At 71.9% G+C, this 26,034-nt stretch carries 21 protein-coding genes; 16 read left to right on the forward strand and 5 right to left on the reverse strand.

The features are described from left to right. Nucleotides 1-30 precede the first annotated feature (30 nt). The 3 genes from ACGFZN_RS30600 to ACGFZN_RS30610 all read right to left on the reverse strand — a co-directional run bounded on the left by ACGFZN_RS30600 (nucleotide 31) and on the right by ACGFZN_RS30610 (nucleotide 5,654). The gene (locus ACGFZN_RS30600; protein ID WP_393861696.1) at nucleotides 31-2,484 is read right to left on the reverse strand and encodes a SpoIIE family protein phosphatase; all 2,454 of its coding nucleotides are present in this window, start codon (nucleotides 2,482-2,484) and stop codon (nucleotides 31-33) included. Between the two features lie 166 nt (nucleotides 2,485-2,650). Beyond that, nucleotides 2,651-5,047 carry an MFS transporter gene (locus ACGFZN_RS30605; protein WP_393861697.1) on the reverse strand — a complete coding sequence of 799 codons (2,397 nt, stop codon included), beginning with the start codon at nucleotides 5,045-5,047 and terminating at the stop codon, nucleotides 2,651-2,653. Nucleotides 5,048-5,210: 163 nt separating this feature from the next. Next, nucleotides 5,211-5,654 (reverse strand): SRPBCC family protein, encoded by a 444-nt coding sequence (locus ACGFZN_RS30610; protein WP_393861698.1) that lies wholly within the window; start codon nucleotides 5,652-5,654, stop codon nucleotides 5,211-5,213. Nucleotides 5,655-5,813: 159 nt separating this feature from the next. Between ACGFZN_RS30610 and ACGFZN_RS30615 the strand changes: the two genes are divergently transcribed. The 4 genes from ACGFZN_RS30615 (at nucleotide 5,814) to ACGFZN_RS30630 (ending at nucleotide 9,559) form a co-directional block, all read left to right on the forward strand. Next, nucleotides 5,814-6,854, forward strand: a complete 1,041-nt coding sequence (locus tag ACGFZN_RS30615; protein ID WP_393861699.1) for an Rv2578c family radical SAM protein — start codon at nucleotides 5,814-5,816, stop codon at nucleotides 6,852-6,854. A 159-nt stretch (nucleotides 6,855-7,013) separates the two neighbouring features. Then, entirely contained in the window at nucleotides 7,014-8,573 is a 1,560-nt protein-coding gene (locus ACGFZN_RS30620) for an alpha/beta hydrolase (RefSeq protein ID WP_393861700.1), read from the forward strand. A gap of 51 nt (nucleotides 8,574-8,624) precedes the next feature. After that, nucleotides 8,625-9,044, forward strand: a complete 420-nt coding sequence (locus tag ACGFZN_RS30625; protein WP_393861701.1) for a RidA family protein — start codon at nucleotides 8,625-8,627, stop codon at nucleotides 9,042-9,044. Then, complete coding sequence (locus ACGFZN_RS30630) at nucleotides 9,041-9,559, forward strand: GNAT family N-acetyltransferase (protein ID WP_393861702.1); 519 nt, start codon at nucleotides 9,041-9,043, stop codon at nucleotides 9,557-9,559. The genes ACGFZN_RS30625 and ACGFZN_RS30630 overlap by 4 nt, the downstream gene beginning before the upstream one ends. Nucleotides 9,560-9,566: 7 nt before the next feature. Here ACGFZN_RS30630 and ACGFZN_RS30635 read toward each other — a convergent pair whose 3' ends face one another. Then, complete coding sequence (locus ACGFZN_RS30635) at nucleotides 9,567-10,154, reverse strand: adenylosuccinate lyase (protein ID WP_393861703.1); 588 nt, start codon at nucleotides 10,152-10,154, stop codon at nucleotides 9,567-9,569. Between the two features lie 392 nt (nucleotides 10,155-10,546). Here ACGFZN_RS30635 and ACGFZN_RS30640 point away from each other — a divergent pair, with 392 nt between their 5' ends. The 10 genes from ACGFZN_RS30640 (at nucleotide 10,547) to ACGFZN_RS30685 (ending at nucleotide 23,042) form a co-directional block, all read left to right on the forward strand. Then, a complete protein-coding gene (locus ACGFZN_RS30640; protein WP_393861704.1) occupies nucleotides 10,547-12,358 on the forward strand; it encodes a 3-hydroxyacyl-CoA dehydrogenase family protein in 1,812 nt (603 codons plus the stop codon). A gap of 154 nt (nucleotides 12,359-12,512) precedes the next feature. Next, a complete protein-coding gene (locus ACGFZN_RS30645) occupies nucleotides 12,513-13,322 on the forward strand; it encodes a TetR family transcriptional regulator (protein WP_330336961.1) in 810 nt (269 codons plus the stop codon). 433 nt (nucleotides 13,323-13,755) lie between these two features. Next, nucleotides 13,756-15,093 (forward strand): crotonyl-CoA carboxylase/reductase, encoded by a 1,338-nt coding sequence (gene ccrA / locus ACGFZN_RS30650; RefSeq protein ID WP_393861777.1) that lies wholly within the window; start codon nucleotides 13,756-13,758, stop codon nucleotides 15,091-15,093. Between the two features lie 9 nt (nucleotides 15,094-15,102). Beyond that, entirely contained in the window at nucleotides 15,103-17,151 is a 2,049-nt protein-coding gene (locus tag ACGFZN_RS30655) for a protein meaA (RefSeq protein WP_393861705.1), read from the forward strand. Continuing rightward, a complete protein-coding gene (locus ACGFZN_RS30660) occupies nucleotides 17,148-18,167 on the forward strand; it encodes an HpcH/HpaI aldolase/citrate lyase family protein (protein WP_393861706.1) in 1,020 nt (339 codons plus the stop codon). Before ACGFZN_RS30655 ends, ACGFZN_RS30660 begins: the two co-directional genes overlap by 4 nt. A 5-nt stretch (nucleotides 18,168-18,172) precedes the next feature. Beyond that, entirely contained in the window at nucleotides 18,173-18,685 is a 513-nt protein-coding gene (locus ACGFZN_RS30665) for a MaoC family dehydratase (RefSeq protein WP_393861707.1), read from the forward strand. A gap of 3 nt (nucleotides 18,686-18,688) precedes the next feature. Continuing rightward, nucleotides 18,689-19,894 carry an acyl-CoA dehydrogenase family protein gene (locus tag ACGFZN_RS30670; protein ID WP_393861708.1) on the forward strand — a complete coding sequence of 402 codons (1,206 nt, stop codon included), beginning with the start codon at nucleotides 18,689-18,691 and terminating at the stop codon, nucleotides 19,892-19,894. A 179-nt stretch (nucleotides 19,895-20,073) separates the two neighbouring features. Beyond that, the gene (locus ACGFZN_RS30675; protein WP_063750615.1) at nucleotides 20,074-20,730 is read left to right on the forward strand and encodes a phosphatidylserine decarboxylase; all 657 of its coding nucleotides are present in this window, start codon (nucleotides 20,074-20,076) and stop codon (nucleotides 20,728-20,730) included. A 22-nt stretch (nucleotides 20,731-20,752) separates the two neighbouring features. Then, complete coding sequence (pssA, locus tag ACGFZN_RS30680; RefSeq protein WP_330342756.1) at nucleotides 20,753-21,574, forward strand: CDP-diacylglycerol--serine O-phosphatidyltransferase; 822 nt, start codon at nucleotides 20,753-20,755, stop codon at nucleotides 21,572-21,574. A gap of 232 nt (nucleotides 21,575-21,806) precedes the next feature. After that, nucleotides 21,807-23,042 carry an alpha/beta fold hydrolase gene (locus ACGFZN_RS30685; RefSeq protein WP_393861709.1) on the forward strand — a complete coding sequence of 412 codons (1,236 nt, stop codon included), beginning with the start codon at nucleotides 21,807-21,809 and terminating at the stop codon, nucleotides 23,040-23,042. Nucleotides 23,043-23,116: 74 nt separating this feature from the next. Here the strand turns inward: ACGFZN_RS30685 and ACGFZN_RS30690 are convergent, their stop codons facing one another. Then, on the reverse strand, nucleotides 23,117-24,235 hold the full coding sequence (locus ACGFZN_RS30690) for a glycerate kinase (protein ID WP_393861778.1): 1,119 nt from the start codon (nucleotides 24,233-24,235) through the stop codon (nucleotides 23,117-23,119). Between the two features lie 182 nt (nucleotides 24,236-24,417). Between ACGFZN_RS30690 and ACGFZN_RS30695 the strand changes: the two genes are divergently transcribed. Then, the gene (locus ACGFZN_RS30695; protein ID WP_393861710.1) at nucleotides 24,418-25,479 is read left to right on the forward strand and encodes an ADP-ribosylglycohydrolase family protein; all 1,062 of its coding nucleotides are present in this window, start codon (nucleotides 24,418-24,420) and stop codon (nucleotides 25,477-25,479) included. 35 nt (nucleotides 25,480-25,514) lie between these two features. After that, nucleotides 25,515-26,009: an NUDIX domain-containing protein gene (locus tag ACGFZN_RS30700; protein ID WP_393861711.1), complete on the forward strand. Its 495-nt coding sequence runs from the start codon at nucleotides 25,515-25,517 to the stop codon at nucleotides 26,007-26,009. Nucleotides 26,010-26,034 lie beyond the last annotated feature (25 nt).

Consider the following 26,034-nt stretch of genomic DNA (forward strand, 5'->3'; position numbering starts at 1 on the left):
GCTCGTCAGCACACTGCGCGCCCCCGCTGGTCATCTCCGTTCGGCGAGGGCCTGTTCGAACCAGACGGTCTTGCGGTGCCCGGTGGCGCTGGCGCCCCACTCCCGGGCCAGCCGGCTGACCACGCGCAGGCCGCGCCCCGACTCGTCGTACGGTCCGGCGGCGAGCATCTCGGGCAGCGCGGGCTCGTCGTCGGTGACCTCGAACAGCAGCGCCTCGGTGCGGACCACGCGCAGTCCGACGGACTCGCTCACGGCATGCCGTACGGCGTTGGTGACGACCTCGCTGACCAGCAGCTCGGCGGTCTCCACGGCCTGCGGCAGCCCCCACTCCAGCAGCCGGCCGCGGACCAGGCGGCGGGCCCGGGCGACGTCGCGCGGGTCCGCGTCCAGCCGCCACTCGGCGACGTGGTCGTCCGGGATGCCGTTGAGGCGGGCCATGAGCAGGGCGACGTCGTCCTTGCGGCCGCCGCGCGTGTTCAGGGCGCGGATGATGGTGTCGCAGGCGTCGTCCATCGAGGCGGCGGGATGGGCGGCCGACTCGCAGAGGGCGGCGAGGCCCTCGCCTATGTCGGACCCGCGGACCTCGACCAGGCCGTCGGTGCACAGCACCAGCCGGTCGCCGGGCGAGACCTTCACCCGGGTGGCCTCGAAGGGGACGCCGCCGACGCCGATGGGCGCGCCGGTGGGCAGGTCGAGCAGTTCGCTGCTGCCGTCCTCGGCCCGCACCAGCACCGGCGGGATGTGGCCCGCGTTGGCGAGGTGCAGTTCACCGCGGATCGGGTCGTAGACGGCGTACAGACAGGTGGCGAGGTAGGTGTCGCCGAGCCGGCGGGCCAGGTCGTCGAGGTTGCGCAGCAGCTGGGCGGGCGGGGTCTCCATGGCGGCCATGGTCTGCACGGCGGTGCGCAACTGGCCCATCATCGCGGCCGAGTTCAGGCCGTGGCCCATGACGTCGCCGACCACGAACGCGGTGCGCGAGCCGGGCAGTTTGACGGTGTCGAACCAGTCGCCGCCGATCCGGCCGAGCCGGGTGCCCGGCAGATAGCGGGTGGCGACGTCGCAGCCGGCCATCCGCGGGGTGACCTGCGGGAGCATGCTGTCCTGCAGGGTCTCGGCGACGTTCTCCTGGTAGGTGTACATACGGGCGTTGTCGAGCACCAGGCCCGCGCGGGCGGCGAGTTCGGCGCCCGTGGTGCGGTCCATGTCGTCGAAGGCCGGGCGGTCCGGGCGGCGCATCAGCACCATGAAGCCGAGGACGACGTTGCGGGCCTTGAGCGGCACGATCAGCAGGGAGCGCCCGCCGATGAGCGGCCTGAGGTCGCGCTTCTCGAACTCGCCGGCGATGCGCTCGGACAGCTCCTCGGTGACCCGCGGGATCAGCACGGGCTCGCCGGTGCTCATGCACTTGTAGAACGGCGTGTGCTCCGGGAAGGCGAAGGCCTCGCCGACGGGCACCGTGTCGTCCCAGCGGCCCGGTTCGTCGTTGTGCTCGACCCACACCCGGAACATCACGGTGCTGGCGTCCGGCGGGCCGTCCGGGAAGCCCTCGCCGGCGAGGACGGCGGCGCGCAGATGGGTGCCGGCGAAGTCCGCGAACCGGGGCACGGCGGCGCTGGTGACCTCGCGGATGGTCTCGCCCAGGTCGAGGGAGGAGCCGATGGCGGAGCTGACCTCGTTGAGGAACTCCAGCCGCTCGCGCGCGGCGGCGTACTCCAGGTCCTGCTCGGCGCCCTCGGGGACGACGGCGACCGGCGCGCTGCGCTGCGGGGGCACGACGGCCTCGGCGCGCCTGCGCCCCGGCCGGCGGGGCACGCCCCAGTACGGGGTGACGGGCACCCGGTCGAACTGGCTGAACTCCAGCACCGGATAGCCCAGTTCGAGCACCTGGGAGACGATGCGGCCGCTCAGTCCCGGACCCATGTTGGGCAGGATCTCGGGCAGCCGGCGTGCCAGCTCGTCGGAGGCGGGCAGTTCGGTGTGGCGGGCGAAGCCGGGCGAGATGCGTTCGGCGGTCTCGTCGTCGTACCCGCGCTCGTCGCGCAGCCGGCCGGCGTCGGCGGCGAGCACCAGCAGCCGGGACGGGCCGGGGCCGACCAGTGGGTAGGCCCACCACAGCACGTCGAGCCGGTCGTCGTCGGGCCGGCGGCCGTGCGGTACGACGCGGGCGCGCCCGGCGGTGGGGTAGGCGGTGCGGCCGCCGAGCGAGGCCTCCAGGTCGGGGCCGAGCCCGTCGTACTCCTCGTAGGCGTCCGGCATCGCGCCGTGCAGCTCCTCGGGGAGGGCGCCGGAGACCGGCAGCAGGTCGGCCGCCGGGCACCCGACGGCCTCCTCCCGGGCGGCGCCGAACAGACGCCGCGCGCCGCTGCTCCAGTGGGACACCAGACCGTCGCGGTCGACGACGACCACGGCCAGCGGAATCCGGCCCGCCGCCGCGTCGCCGGCGCCGCTCCCGGGAGGTGTGTCCCGCTCGCTGCCACGGTCCATGGCCCAGGCCCTCTCTCCCCACGGCTGTACGCAAACGATCTGTGCCGCCCGCCACTACGGTAAGGCGGCGGCCGGTCGCGATGTGTGGCAATCCTGGAATTGCCCCGCACCGGATCCCACCGGCGCGCGGACGGGCGCCCCGCCGGGCGCCTCCGCGCGGTTCCGCTCAGTCCTCGTGTCCCAGCTGCAGGTCCCGTTCGGTACGGCCGCCGCCCGCGACCTGGAGCACGGTGGCGACCGGCGGGTAGCCGGCGGCGATGACGGTGTACTCGCCGGAGGACAGGTCGACGAACCGGAACGTTCCGTCCGCCGAGGTGGTGAGGGTGTCCACGACGTTCCCGGCGGCGTCGAGGAGCGTCACGCGCGCGTCCTCCACGGGCCGTCCACCGCTCGCCCGGACGGTGCCGCGCAGCACGGCGCCGCCGGCGAGTTCGACGTCCTGCCGGGTCTCCCGGGAGGCCTGTACGGTGACCGGGAGGGCGGCCGGGCGGAAGGCGGGGGCGCTGGCGGCGAGGGTGTACTCGCCGGCGACCAGTTCGGTGATGACGTAGCCGCCCTCGCGCCCGCTGCGGGTGGTGGCGACGACCTCGCCGTGGACATTGGTGAGGGTGACGGTGGCGTCGCGCACGGGGCTGCCGTCGGCGGTGAGGACGCTGCCCGCGAGGCGGCCCGCGCCGCCGAGGACGACGTCGAGTTCGACGGGCCGCTCGCCGACGGTGACGGAGACGGCCTGCGGCTGGTGGCCGCCGGCGGCGGCGATCAGCACGTACGACCCGGAGCCGGGCGTGCTGAGCGCGTACCGTCCGTCGTCGCCGCTGGCGCCGCGCCCGATCTGCTGCCCGGCGACGTCGATGAGGGTGAGCGCGGCGCGGGGCACCACGGTGCCGTCGGGGTGCTGGACGGTGCCGCAGACGGGGATTCCGGCGGTGTGGGAGACACGGGCCTGCGGGATCGCGGTGCCGGTGGTCTCGGGCTCTGTTTCGGCGGTGGGGTGGGACACCAGGGGTTTCTCCTTGAGGAAGAAGGCGATGAGGAGGCCGAGGACGAGCACCGGGACCAGGTAGAGGAAGATCCGGGGCATCGCGTCGGCGTACGCGCGGATGTAGGCGTCGCGCAGGGCCGGGGGCAGCGCGTGGACGAGCTGCGGGGTGATGGACTCGGGGTCGGGCAGCCGGACGCCCCCGGTCTCGGGCAGTTCCCTGCGCAGGGAGTGGGTGAGCCGGTTGGCGAACAGGGTGCCGAAGACCGCGGCGCCGACGCTGCCGCCGATCTGCCGGAAGTAGTTGTTGGCGCTGGTGGCGGTGCCGAGGTCGGCGGGCCGTACGGAGTTCTGCACGGCGAGGACGAGGACGGGCATCACCATGCCGATGCCGGCGCCGAGGACGGCCATCCAGATGCTGTAGTGCAGCCGGGGCGTGTCCACCGCGAGCCGCGACAGCAGCCACATGCCGACGGCGGAGACGGCGCTGCCGAGCACTGGATAGACGCGGTAGCGGCCGGTATGGCTGATGAGCTGGCCGCCGATGACGGAGGCGCCGACGATCCCGGCCATCATGGGCAGCATCAGCAGCCCGGACTCGGTGGCGCTGGCCCCGTCGACCATCTGCAGGAAGGTCGGCAGATAGCTGGCGGCGCCGAACAGGGCGACGCCGATCACGAGGCCCACCAGGCCGGAGACGTTGAAGACGGAGTCGCGGAACAGCCGCAGCGGGATGACCGGTTCGGCGGCGAAGCGCTCGGCGACGAGGAACAGCACGGCCGAGGCGAGCGCCCCGGCGCCGAGGCCGATGATCTGCCGGGAGCCCCAGGCGTACTCGGTGCCGCCCCAGCTGGTCAGCAGCACCAGGCAGGTGGAGGCGGCGGCCAGCAGCAGTGCGCCGAGGACGTCGAGCCTGCCGCGGCTCGCGGGCCTGGGAAGTCTGAGGACGAGGGTGACGACGGCGAGGGTGACGAGTCCGAACGGGACGTTGATGTAGAAGCACCAGCGCCAGGAGAGGTGGTCGGTGAAGTAGCCGCCGAGCAGGGGGCCCGCGACCGAGGCGAGGCCGAAGGCGGCGCCGATCAGGCCCATGTAGCGGCCGCGCTGCCGGGGCGGCACGATGTCGGCGATGATCGCCTGCACCCCGATCATGAGCCCGCCGGCGCCGACGCCCTGCACCGCGCGGAAGGCGATCAGCTGGTCCATGGACTGGGCCCGCCCGGCCAGCGCCGAGCCCAGCACGAAGACGGCGATGGCGAACTGGAAGACGCCCTTGCGGCCGAAGAGGTCGCCGAGCTTGCCGTAGAGCGGCAGGCCGATGGTGGAGGTGAGCAGATAGGCGGTGATCGCCCAGGACATCCGGTCCAGGCCGTGCAGTTCGCCGACGACCTTCGGCAGCGCGGTCGCGACGATCATCTGGTCGAGCGCCGCCAGCAGCAGGGCGAGCATCAGCCCGAAGAACACCAGCCCCACCCGGCGCGGGCCGGGCACGCCCGGGGACGCGGAGGTCTCGGGCGCGGCGGCGGTGTGCTCCGCGGCCGGTGCGTCCACCGGCTCTTGCTCCACGAGTGTCGTGCCGCCCACGTACCGCTCCCCTCGTCACACCTGTCACATTTCCCGCATTGAGCGTCAACTGTGAACAACTGCGGTGAGTCACGGCATCGTTCCGGACGAGGGGGAGATCCACTCGAACCAGTGAAGGGGCGCGCCACGAGGGCAACACCCCTTCAGCGGTGGAGCCTTGGGACTACTTCTCCACCTCGGCGGCGAGCTTGGCCAGCATGGCGTCGTAGATCCGGGCGAGGCCCTTGGGGGCGAAGGTCTTCTCGAAGAACCCGCCGATGCCGCCGGCGCCCTTCCAGGTGGTGGTGACCTGGACCCGGGACCTGCCCTCGCCGGCCGGGGTGACGCGCCAGGTGGTGACCATGGAGGAGTTGCGGTCCTTCTCGACCAGCTCGCCGTCGGTGGGCTCGCCGACCTCCATCAGGCAGTCGCGCACCCGCTTGCTGGTGGCCTGGAGCTTCCAGTGCACGAGGGTGCCCTCGCCGTCGCCGCCCTCGCGGACCTCGTACTCGCTGAAGTGCTCGGGCAGCAGCTTCTGCCGGGTGCCGCGGTAGTCGGCGAGGGCGTCGAACACCTTCTCCGCGTCCGCCGCGACGACCCGCTCCGTAGTGGCCTCGACCTGCGCCATTGCGTTCCTCCAGGACCTGGTTTCTCGGGGTTGGGGCAAGCCAACCACCCCGGCGCCCGGCCGCCCAAATCGGGGGGTGCCGTCCGGGGCTCCCACCAGGGCCGCACGATCATGGGAACACATGTTCTATTGTGGGCGCAGTGCTACCGAGGAGGCGTCATGCGCTGGGAGAACCTCACCGAGGACGGCGAACACGGCCGGGCCGACACCGCGCTGTTCGGCGCGGACGCCGTCACCACCCGCACCTTCGACACGCCGGAATTCGCCGGGATCACCTTCCACGAGGTCCGGGCGCGCTCGGTGCTGAACCGGGTGCCGGGCGCCTCCCGCATGCCGTTCGAGTGGACGGTCAACCCCTACCGCGGCTGCACGCACGCGTGCGTGTACTGCTTCGCCCGCAAGACGCACAGCTATCTGGACCTCGACACCGGCATCGGCTTCGACAGCCAGATCGTGGTGAAGGTGAACGCGCCCGAGGTGCTGCGCCGCCAGCTCGCCTCCCGCCGCTGGCAGGGCGACCACGTGGCGATGGGCACGAACGTCGACTGCTACCAGCGCGCGGAGGGCCGCTACCGGCTGATGCCGGGCATCATCTCGGCCCTCACCGAGCACGCCAACCCCTTCTCGATCCTCACCAAGGGCACCCTGATCCTGCGCGACCTGGACCTGCTGGTCCGGGCCGCCGAGGTGACCGACATCGGCATCTCGGTCTCCGTCGGCTTCCTCGACACCGAGCTGTGGCGCACGGTGGAACCGGGCACGCCCGCGCCCGAGCGCCGCCTGGACGTCGTACGCGCCCTCGGCGAGCGCGGCATCGGCTGCGGAGTGCTGATGGCGCCGGTGATCCCGTTCCTGAGCGACCACCCGGCGCAGCTGCGCGCCACGGTACGGGCGATCGCGGCGGCCGGGGCCACCTCCGTCACGCCCCTGGTGCTGCATCTGCGGCCCGGCGCGCGGGAGTGGTTCACGGCCTGGCTCGGACAGCACCACCCGCACCTGGTGCCGCGCTACGAGCGGCTGTACGCGGAGGGCGCCTACGCACCCCGGTGGTACCAGCGCCGGATCACCCGTCAGGTGCACGAGCTGGCACAGGAGTACGGCATCGGGCCCACGCGTCCGGGCCTGGCCCGCCGGATCCGCCCGGTGGAACCCGCCGAGCCCCCGCTGCCCGCCGAGGCGACCCAGCTCACCCTCATGTGACGGTACGTCAGCCTCTCGGGTGAGGGCGTTCGAGCGCTTCCCGCACGCCGAACGGGTCAACTGCGCCCGGCGTGCGTGGTCCGGGGCGCCTGTTCCGGGACGATGCGGCGACAGACGTGGCCCTCGCGGTCCGCCGACACCGCCGTCCCGGGAGGACGCATGAGAACACGCGCAGCCGCGCTGTGCGCAGCCGCCGCCGTACTGGCGGCCTCGGTCACCGCCCTTCCCGCGCAGGCCGCCCCGGCCGCGCGCCTCACCTGGAGGTCGTGCGGCACCGACGACTACCCGACGCTCCAGTGCGCGTCCCTGAAGGTGCCGCTGGACCACGCGCGCCCGTCGGGCCGGCAGATCACCCTCGCCCTGTCCCGTGTCCCGCACACCGCGCCGGCCTCGCAGGGACCGCTGCTGGTCAATCCCGGCGGCCCCGGCGGCAGCGGGCTGGAACTGGCCGGGTTCGTCGCCTCGGCGCTGCCCAGGAGCGTGGCCGCGCAGTACGACGTCATCGGCTTCGACCCGCGCGGGGTCGGCCGCAGCCGCCCGGCCCTGGACTGCGCGCCGGGCCACTTCAGGACGGTGCGCCCGGACACCGTGCCCGCCACGGCCGCGGTGGAGCGGACCAACGTCGAGCGCGCCCGGTCCTTCGCCGCCGCCTGCGGCCGCCGTCACGCCGACGTGCTGCCGTACATGGACACGGTCAGCGCCGCGCGCGACCTGGACTCCGTCCGCGCGGCCCTCGGGGCGCCGCGCATCAGCTACTTCGGCTACTCCTACGGCACCTACCTCGGCGCGGTCTACGCCAAGCTGTACCCCGGGCGGGTCCGCCGTCTGGTGCTGGACTCGGTCGTCGACCCGACCGGCGTCTGGTACCGGGACAACCTCGGCCAGGACTACGCCTTCAACGAGCGGCACCGCGCGCTGATGGCCTGGATCGCCCGGTACGACTCCGTCTACCACCTCGGCAAGGACCCCGAGCGGGTCGAGGCCGAGTGGTACGCGATGCGGGCGGCCCTGGCGAGGAAGCCGGCCGGCGGCACGGTGGGCGCCTCCGAACTGGAGGACACCTTCATCCCCGGCGGCTACTACGACGGCTACTGGCCTCTTCTCGCACAGGCGTTCGCGGCGTACGCGCGCGAGAAGAACACCGCGCCGCTGGTGGAGGCGTACCGGAAGTTCGGCGCCGTGGACGGCTCGGGGGACAACGGCTACAGCGTCTACACGGCGGTGCAGTGCCGTGACACCTCCTGGCCCGACAGCTGGAACCGCTGGCGGGCGGACACCTGGGAGGTGTACGGCAAGGCGCCCTTCATGGCCTGGAACAACGCCTGGTACAACGCGCCGTGCGCGTTCTGGCCCACGGCGCGCCGCAGGCCGGTGAACATCGCCAACGCCGGGCTGCCGCCGGTGCTGCTGTTCCAGGCCACCGAGGACGCGGCCACACCGTATCCGGGCGGGGTCACGGCACACCGGCTGCTCGCCGGCTCCAGCCTGGTGGTCGAGGAAGGCGGCGGCAACCACGGCATCACGCTGAGCGGCAACGCCTGCCTGGACGCGTACCTGTCCGCGTACCTCAGGGACGGCAGCATCCCGCGCGGCTCGGGCACGGGCGTCGCCGACGCGGTCTGCCCCAAGTCACCGGATCCCAGGCCGCTGACGGCGAAGGCGGCGCCCGCCTCGTCCCCCGGCGCGGCCCTGCACCGCCTGCTGGGCTTCCGCCGCTAGCACCCCGGGCGACCCGGGGGCGTTGTCGGTGCGCTGGTCCATCATGGCCCCATGACCGATCACGAGGGGACCGGCCCGGGCCCGGTCCGCATCCCCGCCCCCGACGGCGTCGCCCCCGCGGCCCAGTACAGCCACGTCGTCTCGGCTGCCGGCCGCTTCGTCGCGGTCTCCGGCCAGCTCCCCCTGGACGAGCGGGGCGCGCTGGTCGGCGAGGGCGACCCCGCGGCCCAGGCCCGGCAGGTGTTCGAGAACCTCCGGCGCTGCCTCGCCGCGGCCGGTGCCGGCTTCGAGGACGTGGTGAAGCTGACGTACTTCGTCACCGACACCGCCCACCTCCCGGCCATCCGCGCGGCCCGCGCCGCCCACATACCCGACGACCGGCTTCCGGCGTCCTCGGCCGTCCAGGTGGCCGCGCTGGTGGCCCCCGAGTTCCTGATGGAGATCGAGGCGCTCGCGGTGGTGGGCGCATGAGCCGCCTGGCCGTGCGGGAGATGGGCCTCGGCGACTGCGAGCGGGTCTCCGAGATCCGCGTCCGGGGCTGGCAGCACGCCTACCGGGGGCTGATGCCGCAGTCGTACCTCGACGCGCTCAGCGTCGCCGCGGACGCCGAGCGGCGGCGCAGCTGGTTCGCGCAGGGGGACGGGTCCGTGGTGAACCTGGTCGCCGAGCAGGCGGGCGAGATCGTGGGCTGGGCGGCGTACGGGCCCTACCGGGACGGCGACGTGCGCACGGCGGACGCGGAGTTGTACGCGATCTACGCCGATCCGGCGCACCTCGGCCGCGGGGTCGGGCGGGCGCTGCTGTCGGCGTCGCTCGAGCGGTGCGCCGCCTTTCCCCGCATGTTCCTGTGGGTCCTGAAGGAGAACACCGCGGCCCGCCGGTTCTACGAACGCGCCGGTTTCCGTGCGGACGGCGCCGAGGAGCCCTTCGAGGTGGACGGCGTGCCCGTGCCCGAGGTGCGCTACGCGAAGGAACCGGTCGGCTGACCGGCCGTCAGGTCACCTCCGTACGCTGCGGGGGGATCCGCGCCAGTGCCCGTGCCGCCGCCTCGGCGAGGGCCGGCTGGGCCAGGGCCTCGCTGAGGACGCGCCGGGCCCGGGGGTCGCCGAGGGCGCCGAGGCCCTCCACGCAGGCGAGGGCGACGCGGCGGTAGGGGTCGTGCGGGCGCAGGCGGCGCTCCAGGGTGGTGATCAGTGCGGGCACGGACTCCGGGGCACGCAGCTCGGTCAGCAGCCGCACCGGGTGCAGGGCGTAGGCCACGCGGAGTTCGTTGGTGGCCAGGGCCGCCGCCGCGCGGGCCGTGCGGGGATCGCCGAGGCGGGCCAGCGCGTGGGCGGCGGAGGCGCAGCGCGGGGGGTCGCGGTGGTTGAGCAGCAGCACCAGGGACTCGAAGGCGCGCCGGTCGCCCGCGAGGCCGAGCCGGAACGCGGCCAGCTCCCTGGCCCACAGCGGCTGTCCGGGCGCGGTGAGCACCTCCGCGAGTTCGTCGTGGTCCTCGGTCTCCGACAGCCGCTCGAACGCCGCCGAGCCGCCCGACTCCTGCCGTAAGCGCTCCGTGAGCGATCGCAACTCTTCGTCCACGAAGTCCAGCGTAGGCGGGTGGCGGGGTCCGGGGGAGCTACATCACAAACTCCGGCCGGACTCGGGGCTGGCGCGCTCGTTACTGGCAAGTTAAGCTCAGACGAGCGAGTTACCCACTCGCTTCCGCTGGCGACGGTCTGGTGACGCGGCCGTCGCGAGCAGGTCGGTTCGGTACGGACGTGTACCGCAGTACGACCCGGCTCCGGGACAGGGCCGGTCGAGTTCCTGCCGTGTGCCGCCCGCGGGCGACGTGCATCGCCCGTGGCATCCGGCAGAGCACCGGGCGTGTGCGCTCGCAGCCCGGCAACACCCGCACCCTTTCCGCCCCGTGGTGCGCCTCTCGGCGCACCCGGCGCGCTCCTCGTCGTCACCCTCTTTCCTGGAGTCCCGCGATGGCCACTCCCCTGTCCCCCCAGTCCGGCACCCCGCAGCCCCTGAAGACGATCGCCGTCGTCGGCCTCGGCACCATGGGCACCGGTATCACCGAGGTCCTCGCCAAGGCGGGCCGCGAGGTGATCGGCATCGACATCAGCGAGGCCCAGGCCGCGAGCTGCGTCGCCACCCTCGAGGCCCGCACCGCCCACTGCGTGGAGCGCGGCCGGCTCACCGGGCAGGAGCGCGCCGACGCCCTGGCCCGGGTGCGCACCGGCACCGACCTCGCGGCGGCGGCCGACGCCGACCTCGTCATCGAGGTGGTCCCGGAGTCGTACGAGATCAAGCACCAGATCTTCCGCGAGCTGGACGGCATCGTCCGTCCCGAGACGATCCTCGCGACCGGCACCAACGCGCTGTCCGTGACCCGCCTGGCCGCGGACTCGGCCCGCCCCGAGCGCGTGCTCGGCCTGCACTTCTTCAACCCCGCGCCGGCGATGAAGCTGGTCGAGGTCGTCTCGTCGGTGCTGACCGCGCCGGGCGCCGTCGCCGCCGTCACCGACCTCGCGATCGAGCTGGGCAAGGAGCCGGTCGCGGTCGGCGACCGCCCCGGTTTCGTCGCGGACGGCCTGCTGTTCGGCTACCTCAACCAGGCCGCCGCGATGTACGAGTCGCGGTACGCCTCCCGAGAGGACATCGACGCGGCGATGCGGCTCGGCTGCGGCCTGCCGATGGGCCCGCTGGCGCTGCTGGACCTGATCGGCATCGACACCGCGCGTACGGTCCTGGAGGCCATGTACGCCGAGTCCCGCGACCGGCTGCACGCCCCGGCCCCGATCCTGAAGCAGCTCAGCGAGGCGGGCCTGACCGGCCGCAAGGCGGGACGCGGCTTCTACACCTACGCGGCCCCGGGGAGCGCCACCGTCGTGCCGGACGCGCTGACCCCGGCCGAGGGCGGCTCGGCGGTCCGGGGACGCGAGGTCCGCTCGGTGGGCGTCGCCGGCTCCGGCACCATGGCCTCCGGCATCGCCGAGGTGTTCGCCAAGGCGGGCTACAGCGTGGTGCTGGCCGCCCGCAGCGAGGAGAAGGCGCAGGCCGCCAAGGCCCGTATCGGCAAGTCGCTTTCGCGCTCTGTCGACAAGGGGCGGCTGACCGCCGAGGCCGCCGCGCAGATCCTGGACCGGATCGCCCCGGCCGGCTCCTACGACGCCTTCGCCGGCGTCGACCTGGCCGTCGAGGCGATCGCCGAGGACCTGGAGGTCAAGCGGCAGCTGTTCGCCGCGCTGGACAAGGTCTGCAAGCCCGGCGCGGTCCTCGCCACCACCACCTCCTCGCTGCCCGTCGTCGCCTGCGCCCGCGCCACCTCGCGCCCGCAGGACGTGATCGGCATGCACTTCTTCAACCCGGCGCCCGCGATGAAGCTGGTCGAGGTCGTGCGGACCGTGCTGACCGGCGACGACGTCCACGCCACCGTCCGCGAGGTCTGCGCGAAGATCAGGAAGCACGCGGTGGACTGCGGCGACCGGGCCGGCTTCATCGTGAACGCGCTGCTGTTCCCGTACCTCAACAACGCGATCAAGATGGTCGAGGAGCACTACGCGTCCCTGGACGACATCGACGCGGCGATGAAGCTCGGCGGCGGCTACCCGATGGGCCCCTTCGAGCTGCTGGACGTGGTCGGCCTGGACGTCTCGCTGGCCATCGAGCAGGTGCTGCACCGCGAGTTCCGCGATCCGGGCCTGGCCCCGGCGCCGCTGCTGGAGCACCTGGTGGCCGCGGGCTGCCTCGGCCGCAAGACCGGCCGCGGCTTCCGCGAGTATGCCCGGCGTTGACGGCGCCGGCGACTGGTCGCACGCGGAGACGGACTGGGGCGGACTGCTCGGCCCGGTGGACGCCTCCCCGCCCTCCTGGGGCGGGGCGGGCCCCCGGGCCGGCAGAACCCCCTCGCCCGCGCACCGAACTGCGCACATGCAGTACGTTCGGGGCATGTCCCAGCCCGCCAAGTCCTCACGTACACCAGCTACGCCCGACGCGCCGGAAAGTGCCGCAGGCAGTCGCGCCGCCGCCCAGCGGCTCAAGATGCGCCGAGAACTGGCGGCGGCAGCGATGGAGCTCTTCGCGACCAAGGGGTACGAGGCGACCACCGTCGACGAGATCGCGGCCGCGGCCGGCGTCGCCCGCCGTACCTTCTTCCGCCACTTCCGTTCCAAGGAAGAGGCGATCTTCCCGGACCACGACGACACGCTGATCCGCGTCGAGGCGGTCCTGAACGCCGCTCCCGCGCACGAGCATCCGCTCGACGCCGTGTGCCGCGGCATCAAGGAAGTCATGAAGATGTACGCGGCCGCCCCGGAGGTCTCGGTCGCCCGCTACAAGCTCACCCGCGAGGTGCCCACCCTGCGGGAGGCCGAGATCGCCTCGGTGGCCCGCTACGAGCGGCTGTTCACCCGCTACCTCCTGGGCCACTTCGACGAGCGCGCGCACGCCGACGACGCCAACGACGACCCGCTCCTGGCCGAGGTGGCCGCCTCCGCCGTCGTCACCGCCCACAACCACGTGCTGCGCCGCTGGCTGCGCGCCGGCGGCCAGGGGGACGTGGAGGCGCAGCTGGACCACGCCTTCGCCATCGTGCGCAAGACGTTCGGCAACGGGATCGGCGCGGGACGCGGCACGGCGCCGCGGCCGGCCGCCTCCACGGCGTCCGCGCAGGGCGAGGTGCTGGTGACGGTCGCCCGCACCGACGCGCCGCTGCACGAGGTCATGCGCACCATCGAGCAGGCGCTCAAGGAGCGCTGACCCCGCTTCCCCGCTGTGACAACGGCCACCCCACGGGTGGCCGTTTTTGCATGTCAGCGCCCCTTTTCGCCCGTCCCTCGAGGCGCGTTCGATCGATCATCGCTCATCTGTCAAGTAAAGATTTCATCTGAGAGCAATATCTGGCACTCAGTGCCTTGCCGACTGACACGCGGTGTCATACGTTGAAGGGGTCCGGGCGGCCGGCGAGCAGAGACCACCATTCGCTCGCCAGCTGTCCCCAAAGGCCCACGGCCCGCGCGCCCGGACGCCTGCGTCACAGGCACCCTCCCGCGCCACAAAGCGCTGCCGAAGCACCACCGAGCCGAACCGACGGCACACCCGCGAAAACCCTCAGCAGCACTCACCGCAGCACCGACGATCCCTCGAGCGCCCTTCCCTCAGGGCGCGCACCGCCGGAGGCAACACCGTGACCGTGAAGGACATCCTGGACGCGATCCAGTCGCAGGACGCCACGTCCGCCGACTTCGCCGCCCTGCCGATCCCCGAGTCGTACCGCGCGATCACCGTGCACAAGGACGAGACGGAGATGTTCGCGGGCCTGGAGACCCGTGACAAGGACCCGCGCAAGTCGATCCACCTCGACGAGGTCCCCGTGCCCGAGCTGGGCCCCGGCGAGGCCCTGGTGGCCGTCATGGCCTCCTCGGTGAACTACAACTCGGTGTGGACCTCGATCTTCGAGCCGGTGTCGACCTTCGCCTTCCTGGAGCGCTACGGCAGGCTCTCGCCGCTCACCAAGCGGCACGACCTGCCGTACCACATCATCGGCTCCGACCTGGCCGGCGTCGTCCTGCGCACCGGCCCGGGCGTCAACGCCTGGAAGCCCGGCGACGAGGTCGTCGCGCACTGCCTGAGCGTCGAACTCGAGTCCCCCGACGGCCACGACGACACGATGCTCGACCCCGAGCAGCGCATCTGGGGCTTCGAGACCAACTTCGGCGGCCTGGCGGAGATCGCGCTGGTCAAGACGAACCAGCTGATGCCGAAGCCCAACCACCTCAGCTGGGAGGAGGCGGCGGCCCCGGGCCTGGTGAACTCCACCGCCTACCGCCAGCTGGTCTCCCGCAACGGCGCCGCCATGAAGCAGGGCGACAACGTCCTGATCTGGGGCGCGAGCGGTGGCCTGGGCAGCTACGCCACGCAGTTCGCGCTCGCGGGCGGCGCCAACCCGATCTGTGTCGTCTCCTCGCCCCAGAAGGCCGAGATCTGCCGCTCGATGGGCGCCGAGGCGATCATCGACCGCAACGCCGAGGGCTACAGGTTCTGGAAGGACGAGCACACCCAGGACCCCAAGGAGTGGAAGCGCTTCGGCAAGCGCATCCGCGAGCTCACCGGCGGCGAGGACATCGACATCGTCTTCGAGCACCCCGGCCGCGAGACCTTCGGCGCCTCCGTCTACGTCACCCGCAAGGGCGGCACCATCACCACCTGCGCCTCCACCTCGGGCTACATGCACGAGTACGACAACCGCTACCTGTGGATGTCGCTGAAGCGGATCATCGGCTCCCACTTCGCCAACTACCGCGAGGCGTACGAGGCCAACCGCCTGATCGCCAAGGGCAAGATCCACCCGACCCTGTCGAAGACGTACTCCCTGGAGGACACCGGCCAGGCGGCGTACGACGTCCACCGCAACCTGCACCAGGGCAAGGTCGGCGTGCTGTGCCTCGCCCCCGAGGAGGGCCTGGGCGTGCGCGACCACGAGATGCGCGCCAAGCACATCGACGCCATCAACCGCTTCCGCAACGTCTGAGAGCCGTAGATGACAGAGCGTCAGCCTTCGGGCAGCCGGAGGGAAAAGGACCGCCCGTGGCTCATGCGGACGTACGCCGGTCACTCGACGGCGGAGGCGTCCAACGAGCTGTACCGGCGCAACCTGGCCAAGGGGCAGACCGGTCTGTCGGTGGCGTTCGACCTGCCGACGCAGACCGGGTACGACCCCGACCACATCCTCGCCCGCGGCGAGGTCGGCCGGGTGGGCGTGCCCGTGGCCCATCTGGGCGACATGCGCCGGCTGTTCCAGGACATCCCCCTGGAGCAGATGAACACCTCGATGACGATCAACGCCACCGCCATGTGGCTGCTGGCGCTCTACCAGGTCGTCGCCGAGGAGCAGGGCGCGGACATCACCAAGCTCCAGGGCACGACCCAGAACGACATCGTCAAGGAGTACCTGTCCCGCGGGACGCACGTCTTCCCGCCGGGGCCGTCGCTCCGCCTGACGACGGACATGATCGCGTACACGGTCTCCCACATCCCGAAGTGGAACCCGATCAACATCTGCAGCTACCACCTGCAGGAGGCCGGGGCCACGCCGGTGCAGGAGATCGCGTACGCGATGTCCACCGCGATCGCCGTCCTCGACGCCGTGCGCGACAGCGGCCAGGTGCCGCAGGAGCGCATGGGCGACGTGGTCGCCCGCATCTCCTTCTTCGTGAACGCGGGCGTCCGCTTCGTCGAGGAGATGTGCAAGATGCGGGCCTGCGGCCGCATCTGGGACCGGATCACCCGGGAGCGGTACGGCATCGAGAACCCCAAGCAGCGCCGCTTCCGCTACGGCGTCCAGGTCAACTCGCTCGGTCTGACCGAGGCGCAGCCGGAGAACAACGTCCAGCGGATCGTGCTGGAGATGCTGGCCGTGACGCTGTCCAAGGACGCACGCGCGCGTGCCGTGCAGCTGCCGGCCTGGAACGAGGCCCTCGGCCTGCCCCGCCCGTGGGACCAGCAGTGGAGCCTGCGCATCCAGCAGGTGCTCGCCTACGAGAGCGACCTGCTGGAGTACGACGACATCTTCGAGGGCTCGAAGGTGATCGAGGCGAAGGTGGACCAGCTGGTCGCGGACGCCCTCGCGGAGATCGAGCACATCCAGGACATGGGCGGCGCGATGGCCGCCGTGGAGTCCGGCTACCTGAAGTCGCAGCTGGTCGCCTCGCACGCCGAGCGCCGGGCCCGGATCGAGTCCGGCGAGGAGAAGATCGTCGGCGTCAACATCTTCGAGGGCACCGAGCCGAACCCGCTCACGGCCGACCTGGACACCGCGATCCAGACCGTCGACCCGGCGGTCGAGGCCCGGGTCATCGCCTCGCTGCAGAACTGGCGCGACACCCGCTACCAGCCGCCCTTCAACCACCCGCGCCCCTGCAAGGCGCTGGAGCGGCTGAAGGAGGCCGCCAAGGGCACCGAGAACCTGATGGAGGCCACGCTGGAGTGCGCCCGCGCCGGCGTCACCACCGGCGAGTGGGCAGCGGCCCTGCGCGAGGTGTTCGGGGAGTACCGGGCGCCCACCGGGGTGTCCTCCGCGCCGGTGGCCGTCGCCGCCGAGCCGGGCTCCGCGCTCGCCGACGTGCGGGCCAGGGTGGACGCCACCGCCCGCGAGCTGGGCGTCGGCAAGCTGCGCTTCCTGGTCGGCAAGCCGGGCCTGGACGGGCACTCCAACGGCGCCGAGCAGATCGCCGTGCGCGCGCGCGACGCCGGCTTCGAGGTGGTCTACCAGGGCATCCGGCTCACCCCCGAGCAGATCGTGGACGCCGCCCTCGCCGAGGACGTGCACGCGGTCGGCCTGTCGATCCTGTCCGGATCGCACGCCCAGCTGGTCCCGGACGTACTCCAGCGGCTGCGTGTGGCCGGTGCCACAGATATACCGGTGATCGCCGGTGGCATCATCCCGAATGGTGACGCCGAGCAGCTGAAGGACGCCGGAGTGGCCGCCGTCTTCACCCCGAAGGACTTCGACATCACCGGGATCATCGGCCGCATCGTCGACGAGATCCGGAAAGCGAACAAGCTCGACCCTCTGGAGGTCCCCGCATGACCGCCCGCCCGTCTCCCGCCACCACCCCTCTGACGAGCGGCTCCGCCGCGCCCCTATCGACTGTCAACCGCCTTCGCCCGCGGCGCTCCTGCCTGGCCGTACCGGGCAGCAACCCGCGCTTCCTGGAGAAGGCGCAGGGCCTCCCGGCGGACCAGGTCTTCCTCGACCTGGAGGACGCCTGTGCGCCGCTCGCCAAGCCCGAGGCGCGGCACACCATCGTCAAGTTCCTCAACGAGGGCGACTGGACGGGCAAGACGCGGGTGGTGCGCGTCAACGACTGGACGACCGAGTGGACGTACCGCGACGTCGTGACGGTCGTCGAGGGCGCCGGCCCGAACCTCGACTGCATCATGCTGCCGAAGGTGCAGAACGCCCAGCAGATCGTCGCGCTGGACCTGCTGCTCACCCAGATCGAGAAGACCATGGGCTTCGAGGTCGGCCGGATCGGCATCGAGGCGCAGATCGAGAACGCACAGGGCCTGAACAACGTCAACGAGATCGCGCAGGCCTCGCCGCGCATCGAGACGATCATCTTCGGCCCGGCCGACTTCATGGCGTCCATCAACATGAAGTCCCTCGTCGTGGGCGAGCAGCCGCCCGGCTACCCGGCGGACGCCTACCACTACATCCTGATGAAGATCCTGATGGCCGCCCGCGCCAACGACCTCCAGGCGATCGACGGCCCCTACCTGCAGATCCGCAACGTCGACGGCTTCCGCGAGGTGGCCGGCCGCGCCGCCGCCCTCGGCTTCGACGGCAAGTGGGTGCTGCACCCCGGCCAGGTGGACGCCGCCAACGAGGTCTTCTCGCCCTCGCAGGAGGACTACGACCACGCCGAGCTGATCCTGGACGCCTACGAGTACTACACGTCCGAGGCCGGCGGCAAGAAGGGCTCCGCGATGCTCGGTGACGAGATGATCGACGAGGCCAGCCGCAAGATGGCGCTGGTCGTCGCGGGCAAGGGACGCGCCGCCGGCATGCAGCGCACCAGCAAGTTCGAGATCCCGGAGGGCTGAGCGCGATGCAGTTCGGACGGACCTACGAGGAGTTCGAGGTCGGTGCGGTCTACAAGCACTGGCCGGGCAAGACGGTCACGGAGTACGACGACCACCTGTTCTGTCTCCTCACCATGAACCACCACCCGCTCCACATGGACGTCAACTATGCGGAGAAGACGACGGACTTCGGCAAGAACGTCGTCGTCGGGAACTACATCTACTCGCTGCTGCTGGGCATGAGCGTGCCGGACATCTCCGGCAAGGCGATCGCCAACCTGGAGATCGAGTCGCTCAAGCACGTGGCGCCGACCTTCCACGGCGACACGATCTACGGCGAGACGACCGTCCTCGACAAGTGGCCGTCGAAGTCGAAGAACGACCGCGGCATCGTCTACGTCGAGACCAAGGGCTACAAGCAGGACGGCACGCTCGTCTGCGTCTTCCGCCGCAAGGTCATGGTGCCCACCGAGACGTACATCAAGGAGCGCGGCGGCGAGCAGCCGGGCCGCCCGGAACTGAAGCAGCAGGAGAAGTAGGCCATGGCCCGTCTCGCCCAGACCGCCGGTCTGACCGACGTCCAGCAGGAGATCCTCTCCACCGTCCGGGACTTTGTCGACAAAGAGATCATTCCCGTCGCGACCGAGCTGGAGCACCGCGACGAGTACCCGCAAGCGATCGTGGACGGCCTGAAGGAACTCGGCCTGTTCGGTCTGATGATCCCCGAGGAGTACGGCGGGCTGGGCGAGTCGCTCCTCACCTACGCGCTGTGCGTGGAGGAGATCGCCCGCGGCTGGATGTCGGTGTCCGGGATCATCAACACCCACTTCATCGTCGCGTACATGCTCAAGCAGCACGGCACGCAGGAGCAGAAGGACCACTTCCTGCCGAAGATGGCCGCCGGCGACATCCGGGGCGCCTTCTCGATGTCGGAGCCGGGTCTGGGCTCCGACGTGTCGGCGATCACCTCCAAGGCGGTCAGGGACGGCGACGAGTACGTCCTGAACGGCCAGAAGATGTGGCTGACCAACGGCGGCACCTCGTCCCTGGTGGCCGTCCTCGTCCGCAGTGACGAGGGTCACCCCGAGGGCACGGCCCCGCACAAGTCCATGACGACCTTCCTGGTCGAGAAGGAGCCGGGCTTCGGCGAGGTCCGCCCGGGCCTGACCATCCCCGGCAAGATCGACAAGATGGGCTACAAGGGCGTCGACACCACCGAGCTGATCATGGACGGCCTGCGGGTACCGGCCGATCGGGTGCTCGGCGGCGTCACCGGCCGAGGTTTTTACCAAATGATGGACGGCGTCGAGGTCGGCCGGGTCAACGTCGCCGCGCGCGGCTGCGGCGTCGCCCAGCGCGCCTTCGAGCTCGGCGTCCGGTACGCCCAGCAGCGGCACACCTTCGGCAAGCCGATCGCCCAGCACCAGGCCATCCAGTTCAAGCTGGCGGAGATGGCGACCAAGGTCGAGGCGGCCCATGCGATGATGGTCAACGCGGCCCGCAAGAAGGACTCCGGCGAGCGCAACGACCTGGAAGCCGGCATGGCGAAGTACCTGGCCTCCGAGTACTGCAAGGAGGTCGTGGAGGACGCCTTCCGGATCCACGGCGGCTACGGCTTCTCCAAGGAGTACGAGATCGAGCGCCTGTACCGCGAGGCCCCGATGCTGCTCATCGGTGAAGGTACCGCCGAGATCCAGAAAATGATCATCGGGCGCCGACTGCTCGAAGAGTATCGATTCCAGGGCTGAATGTCCTAGTACGGGGTGTTTTCTTCGAGAAGAAGATCACACCCCGTATGCGTCGTTCCGCCGGTCTTCGGCCGCCGACTCGGCTTCCCAGCTTGCCCAGTTGCGGCCCGCGACCGGTACGATCCCGGAAAGCCGCCGTCCCCCGTCTTGTGCGGCATCATCCGCTACGAAGGTCATCCATGCCCCACAGCCAAACCTCTGCACCTCGCGACAGCCGAGCCGGCGTCCGTCTGGCGCGCGGAGCATCGCCGTGGCTTCTCCCGACCGTCGCCACCGCAGCCCTCAGCCTGGCCCGCGCCCGCCGCTCCGGCGCGGCCAAGGCCGTGGCCGTGCCCGCCACCGCGCTCGCGGCGGGCATGCTGTGGTTCTTCCGCGACCCCGAGCGCGAGATCGGCTCCGGCCGGGTGATCTCGCCCGCCGACGGCGTGGTGCAGAGCATCATGCCGTGGAAGGACGGCCGCACCCGCGTCGCGATCTTCATGAGCCCGCTGAACGTCCACGTCAACCGCGCGCCCCTGGCGGGCACGGTGACGTCCGTCGAGCACATCCCCGGCGGCTTCGTTCCGGCGTTCAACAAGGAGAGCGAGAACAACGAGCGCGTAGTCTGGCATTTCGACACCGAACTCGGCGACATCGAGATGATCCAGATCGCCGGCGCGGTGGCCCGCCGCATCGTCCCCTACATCCCCCGGGGCACGAAGGTCGAGCAGGGCGACCGAATCGGTCTGATCCGCTTCGGCTCGCGTGTCGACCTCTACCTGCCCGAAGGCGTGGAGGTCGCGGTCGAGGTCGGACAGAAGACCGTGGCTGGGGTGACTCGCATTGACCGTGATTGATCCGGAGACCCAGGCGGGCTGGGTGCCCGAGGCCGACGACGTGGACGACGAGGAGGAGATGCCCCTCTCGCTCCGCCTGTCGATAGCGGACACCCTCACCCTGGGCAATGCCACCTGCGGGTTCATGGCGGTGTACTTCACCACCACCGGCATCCTGATCCCGCACCTGACCGGGAACGACGAGTCCGCGGGCATGGCGCGGCACAGCGCCGCCACGGCCGTCATCCTGATGCTCTGCGCGGCCGTCTTCGACCTGTTCGACGGCCTGGTCGCGCGCAAGCTGCGCTCCTCGCCGATGGGCGCCGAGCTGGACAACCTGTCCGACCTGATCAGCTTCGGGCTGGCGCCCGCGTACTTCGTCCTGGTCTACGGCATGGTCGCGGACGACGCGCACCAGCGGGTGGCGGCGCTGGGCGCGATCGTGGTGCTGCTGGCGGTGGTGCTGAGACTCGCGCGCTTCTCCTGCGTGACGATGAAGGACGGCATGTTCCAGGGCATGCCCTCGCCGTTCGGCGCGCTGACGGTGGTCTCGATCGTGCTGCTGGAGCTGCCCTTCGTGGCGACCCTGCTGGCGATCCTCGGCACGGCGTGGCTGATGGTGAGCCGGGTGGAGTACCCGAAGCCGAGGGGACGCCTCGCCGGCGCGATGCTCTCCTGGATCGTTTTGTCCATGGGCCTGCTGGCGGCCTGGGCCTTCGACGCCCCGAGCGGCCAGCTGCTGCTCCAGACGGGCTGCGCCCTGCAGCTGGTCATGGGCGCGGTGATCCCGCTGTTCGCCACGGCTCGCCGGGTGAACAACTTCCGCGACAACCGGCGGGAGGCGCGGGCGGCGCAGCTGCCCTGACTCTCGCCCCGGCACCGACGGGTGTGGCCCGGGCCCTCGCGGCCCGGGCCACACCCGTTGTGTGTTCAAGGTCTGCCCCGATTCCCCGTTGACCTGTCAACTACCAGCGTCTGAAGCCGAGTTGCGGCAGGGAACGGCGGGGAGGACGGTGGAGGTAGCGGGCTTGCCCGTGGCATGTGCCCGCCTCGGGGGATTCCCCACCCCTTCTCTCTCTCGCATTCGGAGGGCGGCCATGTCCTCGTACTCCACCGCCGACTACCGCGTCCGCCACACCTCGACGATCCCGGCGAACTCGGGAGAGCCGGTAGAACTGTTCGTCCGCGAGTACAACGGCACCCGCGGGCACCAGGAGCCGAAGCCGGTGCTGATGCTCCACGGCAGAAGCGTCCCGGCGGTCGCCGGTTTCGACCTCGTGCTTCCGCCCAGCCCCGACGGCCCCGACATCCGCTACAGCTGGGCCCAGGAGCTGGCGCACCACGGTTACGACGTCTTCCTCATGGACCTGCAGGGCAACGGCCGCTCCCCCCGGCCCAGGATGGACGACCCCTGCAACGCCAACCCCGCCCAGCAGCAACCGGTCCTGGTACCCAACCCGCTGGCCCAGCCGTGCCCCTCGCCGCCGCCCTACCCGCACCAGCTGGGCAACTCCGAGAGCGAGTGGGCGGAGCTGGACACCGTGGTCGGCTTCATCCGGGGCCTGCCCGAGCGGAACAAGCCGATCGACTTCATCGGCTGGTCCGCCGGCGCGTTCGTCATGGGCCCGTACACCCTGAAGCACCCCGGCAACGTCAGGACGCTGACCCTGCTGGCCCCGATCTTCCCGCCGAACGGCCGCTGGTCCACGGTTCCCTCGGATCCCTTCGGACGCCCGCCCGAAGCCCGGACGCTGCCCGTCTCCACGCCGGCCGTCACCTTCGGCTTCCCGATGAACGTCGGCAGCAGGACCGGCTTCGCGACCGGATGGGACGCCGAGCAGTCCAGCCCGGAGCAGCGGGAGCCCGGCATGGTCGACGCGGTGTGGGAGGCCTGCATGGCCGAGGACCCCGAGGGGGCCAAGTGGGGACGCCTGCTGCCGGACGGCACGCCCGAGGGCGTGCTGCGCTACCGGAACACGTACTGGTGGGGGTGGAACAGCCAGACCGCACCGCTCGAGGACGCCGCGGGCAGACTCATTCTCGGTGACCGGGTGCCGGTGCTCATCGTCTACGGGGAGCAGGACAAGCAGGCCAACACCTCCCCCTCGCAGCCCGCCGTCCTGTACTTCTCGGTCCCGGCGCTCTACGAGGCCATCGCGGGAGACGACAAGCTCATGTTCCGCTTCGCGGCGGCCGGCCACTCCATGGTCTGGGAACGCCGGGCCGAGGCCCTGCACGACTTCTCGAGGCAGTGGCTCGACACCGGCGGGGTGCACGGGCTGACGTCCGGCAGCTACCAGCGGGACGTGGACGGCGGCATCACACCTCTGTGATCACCCGTCCGCGGCAGACGCACGCGCCCCGGGGCCGCCCGACGGGCGGGCGGCCCATCGGACGGCCCGCCCGCTCAGACCAGCCGGTCCCGGGCGATCCGCTCCGCCACGTCCTCCAGGATCGGACCCGCCTCGGCGATGCACCGGGCCACGTCCGGCTCGACCGAGGTGAGCGGGTACGCCTGCCGGATCCCGGCCCGCTCCAGCGCCTCCGCGGACAGGGCGAGCCGGCCGCAGACCGCGACGACCTCCTTGCCCGCGGCCCGCGCCGCGGCGGCGACCCCCGCCGGCGCCTTCCCGTGCAGCGTCTGCTCGTCCAGCGACCCCTCACCGGTGATCACCAGCGAGGCCCGCTCCAGCGCGGGCGCGAAGCCCAGGACGTCCAGCATCACCTCGATGCCGGGCCGGAAACGCGCGCCGAGGAGCAGCGCGCCGTAGCCGATGCCGCCCGCCGCGCCCGCGCCCGGCGACGCCGCGTACCGCGCCGCGTCCGGTCCGGCCTCGGCCTCCAGCACCTTGGCGAAGTGGGCCAGCGCCGCGTCGAGGGTGTCCACGTCGTCCGGCGAGGCGCCCTTCTGCGGGCCGTACACCGCCGGCGCGCCCTTCGGCCCGGTCAGCGGGTTGTCCACGTCGCTGGCGAGGACCAGCTCGACGGAGGACAGCCGGGGGTCCAGGCCGGACAGGTCGGCCCGGGCCAGGTCGGCCAGCCCGCCGCCGCCCGGCGGAACCGGCTCACCGCTGTCGTTCAGGAAGCGCGCGCCCAGCGCCGACAGCATCCCCGCGCCGCCGTCGGTCGTGGCGCTGCCGCCGACGCCGAACACGATCGTCCGCGCGCCCGCGTCGAGCGCGGCCCGCAGCAGCTCGCCGGAGCCGTACGTGGACGCCGTCAGCGGCGCGAAGACGCCCGCGGGAAGGCGCTGCAGGCCGCTGGCCTCGGCCATCTCCACCACGGCGGTGTCGCCGCGCAGCGCGAACGCGGCGGTCACCTCCTGGCCCAGCGGGCCGGCGACCCGTACCTCCCGCCGCTCGAAACCGGCCGCCACCGCGGCGTCCACGGTCCCGTCGCCGCCGTCGGCCACGGGCAGCGCCTCGACCCGGAGGTCCGGCACGACCCGGCGCAGCCCGGCCGTCACCCGCCCGGCGACCTGTACGGCCGTCAGCGAGCCCTTGAACTTGTCCGCGGCGATGAGCACCCGACGGGTCTCGTTCACTGCAGCGTCCGCCACCTTGCTTTCCCCTTGCTCTCCGGGCCCCGCGCACGTCAGGGCCAGTCGCGCCGCTGCGACCTTAACCGGAGGACGCCCTCGCCGTCATGCCCCGACCGAAGGCTGGGAAGCACCTGGGAGCCGTCTGGAAAAACGGGTACACCCCAGCCATGACCAGCACAGGACCGGACCTCGCCGACCGCGTCCACGGCGGCTGGCTCGGCCGTGTCGCGGGCAACATGCTCGGCAAGCCGGTCGAGCAGGGCGAGGTGTGGACCCGCGAGCGCATCGACCGCTATCTGCGCGGGGCCGGGGCGCTGCCGCTCACCGACTATCTGCCCGAGCCCGCCGACCCGGCCGAGACCGCCGTGCTGCGCCCGGAGTGGCGCGGCTGCGTGCGCGGCCGGATCCACGGCAGCGTGCGCGACGACGACGTCGACTACGCGATCCTCGGCCTGCACCTGCTGGAGACGCACGGCTTCGGCTTCAGCACCGAGCAGGTCGGCGATCTGTGGCTGCTCAGGCTGCCGTACCTGCAGACCTTCACGGCGGAACGGGCGGCGTACCGGAATCTCGCCAACGGGCTGAAGCCGCCGCTGACGGCGACGTACGACAACCCGTACCAGGAGTGGATCGGGGCCCTGATCCGCGCCGACGTCCACGGCTGGACCCGTCCGGGCGACCCGGCCGGAGCCGCCGCCCTGGCCCGCAGGGACGCCGTGCTGTCCCACACCGGCAACGGCGTGTACGGCGCCATGTGGGCCGCCGCGCTGATCGCCGCGGCCTTCACCGCGCCCTCCGTGCGCCACGCGCTCGACGCGGCCCTCGGTGTGATCCCGGCGAGCAGCAGGCTCGCCCGTACCGTACGGCGGGTGATCGGCCTGCACGGGACCCGGCTGCCCTGGGAGGAGACCCTGGCCACGCTGGCCGCCGAGACCGCCGGGCTCGGCTGGATCCACACCGTCCCGAACGCCGCCGTGCTGACCGCCGGGCTGCTGTACGGCGACGGCGACTTCACCCGGACCCTCGCGCTGACCGTGCGCGGCGGCCTGGACACCGACTCCAACGGGGCGACGGCGGGCTCGGTGGCCGGGGTCCTCACCGGGGCCGAGGCGATCCCGGCCCGGTGGAAGGACCCGCTGGAGGACACGGTCAGGAGCGCGGTGTTCGGCTTCGACGGCGTACGGATCAGTGCGCTGGCCGAACGCACCCTGCGCCTGGCGACGACCTGAGCGTGGCCGCGCCGCCGCTGGTTACCCTTCCCCCCATGGCCACCACTGCTGACTTCGCCACGTACATCGCGAGCCTGCCCCGGGTCCTCGCCGGCGCCGCGATGCTCTTCCGGGACGCCGAGGGGCGCGTGCTGCTGGTCGAGCCCAACTACCGCGAGGGCTGGGCACTGCCGGGCGGCACGATCGAGTCGGACGACGGGGAGACCCCGCGTCAGGGCGCGCGCCGGGAGACGCTGGAGGAGATCGGCCTCGACGTGGAACCGGGCCGGCTGCTGGCCGTGGACTGGGTGCACGGCGCGGGCCGCCCGCCTCTGGTGGCGTATCTGTACGACGGCGGTGTCCTCGACGAGGCCGCGCTGAAGGCGATCCGGCTGCAGGAGGAGGAACTCCTCTCCTGGCGCCTGGTCCCCCGCGAGGATCTCCCCGCCCACCTTCCCGACGCCCTCGGCCGCCGCGTCCTGACCGCCCTCGACGTGCTCGCGGACGGCTCCGGCACGGCGGAACTGGAGAACGGCCACCGGGTGGCGTGACCGGCCGCCCGCCGGGGCCCGGCGG

This window comes from Streptomyces sp. NPDC048192, from assembly GCF_043202415.1.
Taxonomy (GTDB): Bacteria; Actinomycetota; Actinomycetes; order Streptomycetales; family Streptomycetaceae; genus Streptomyces.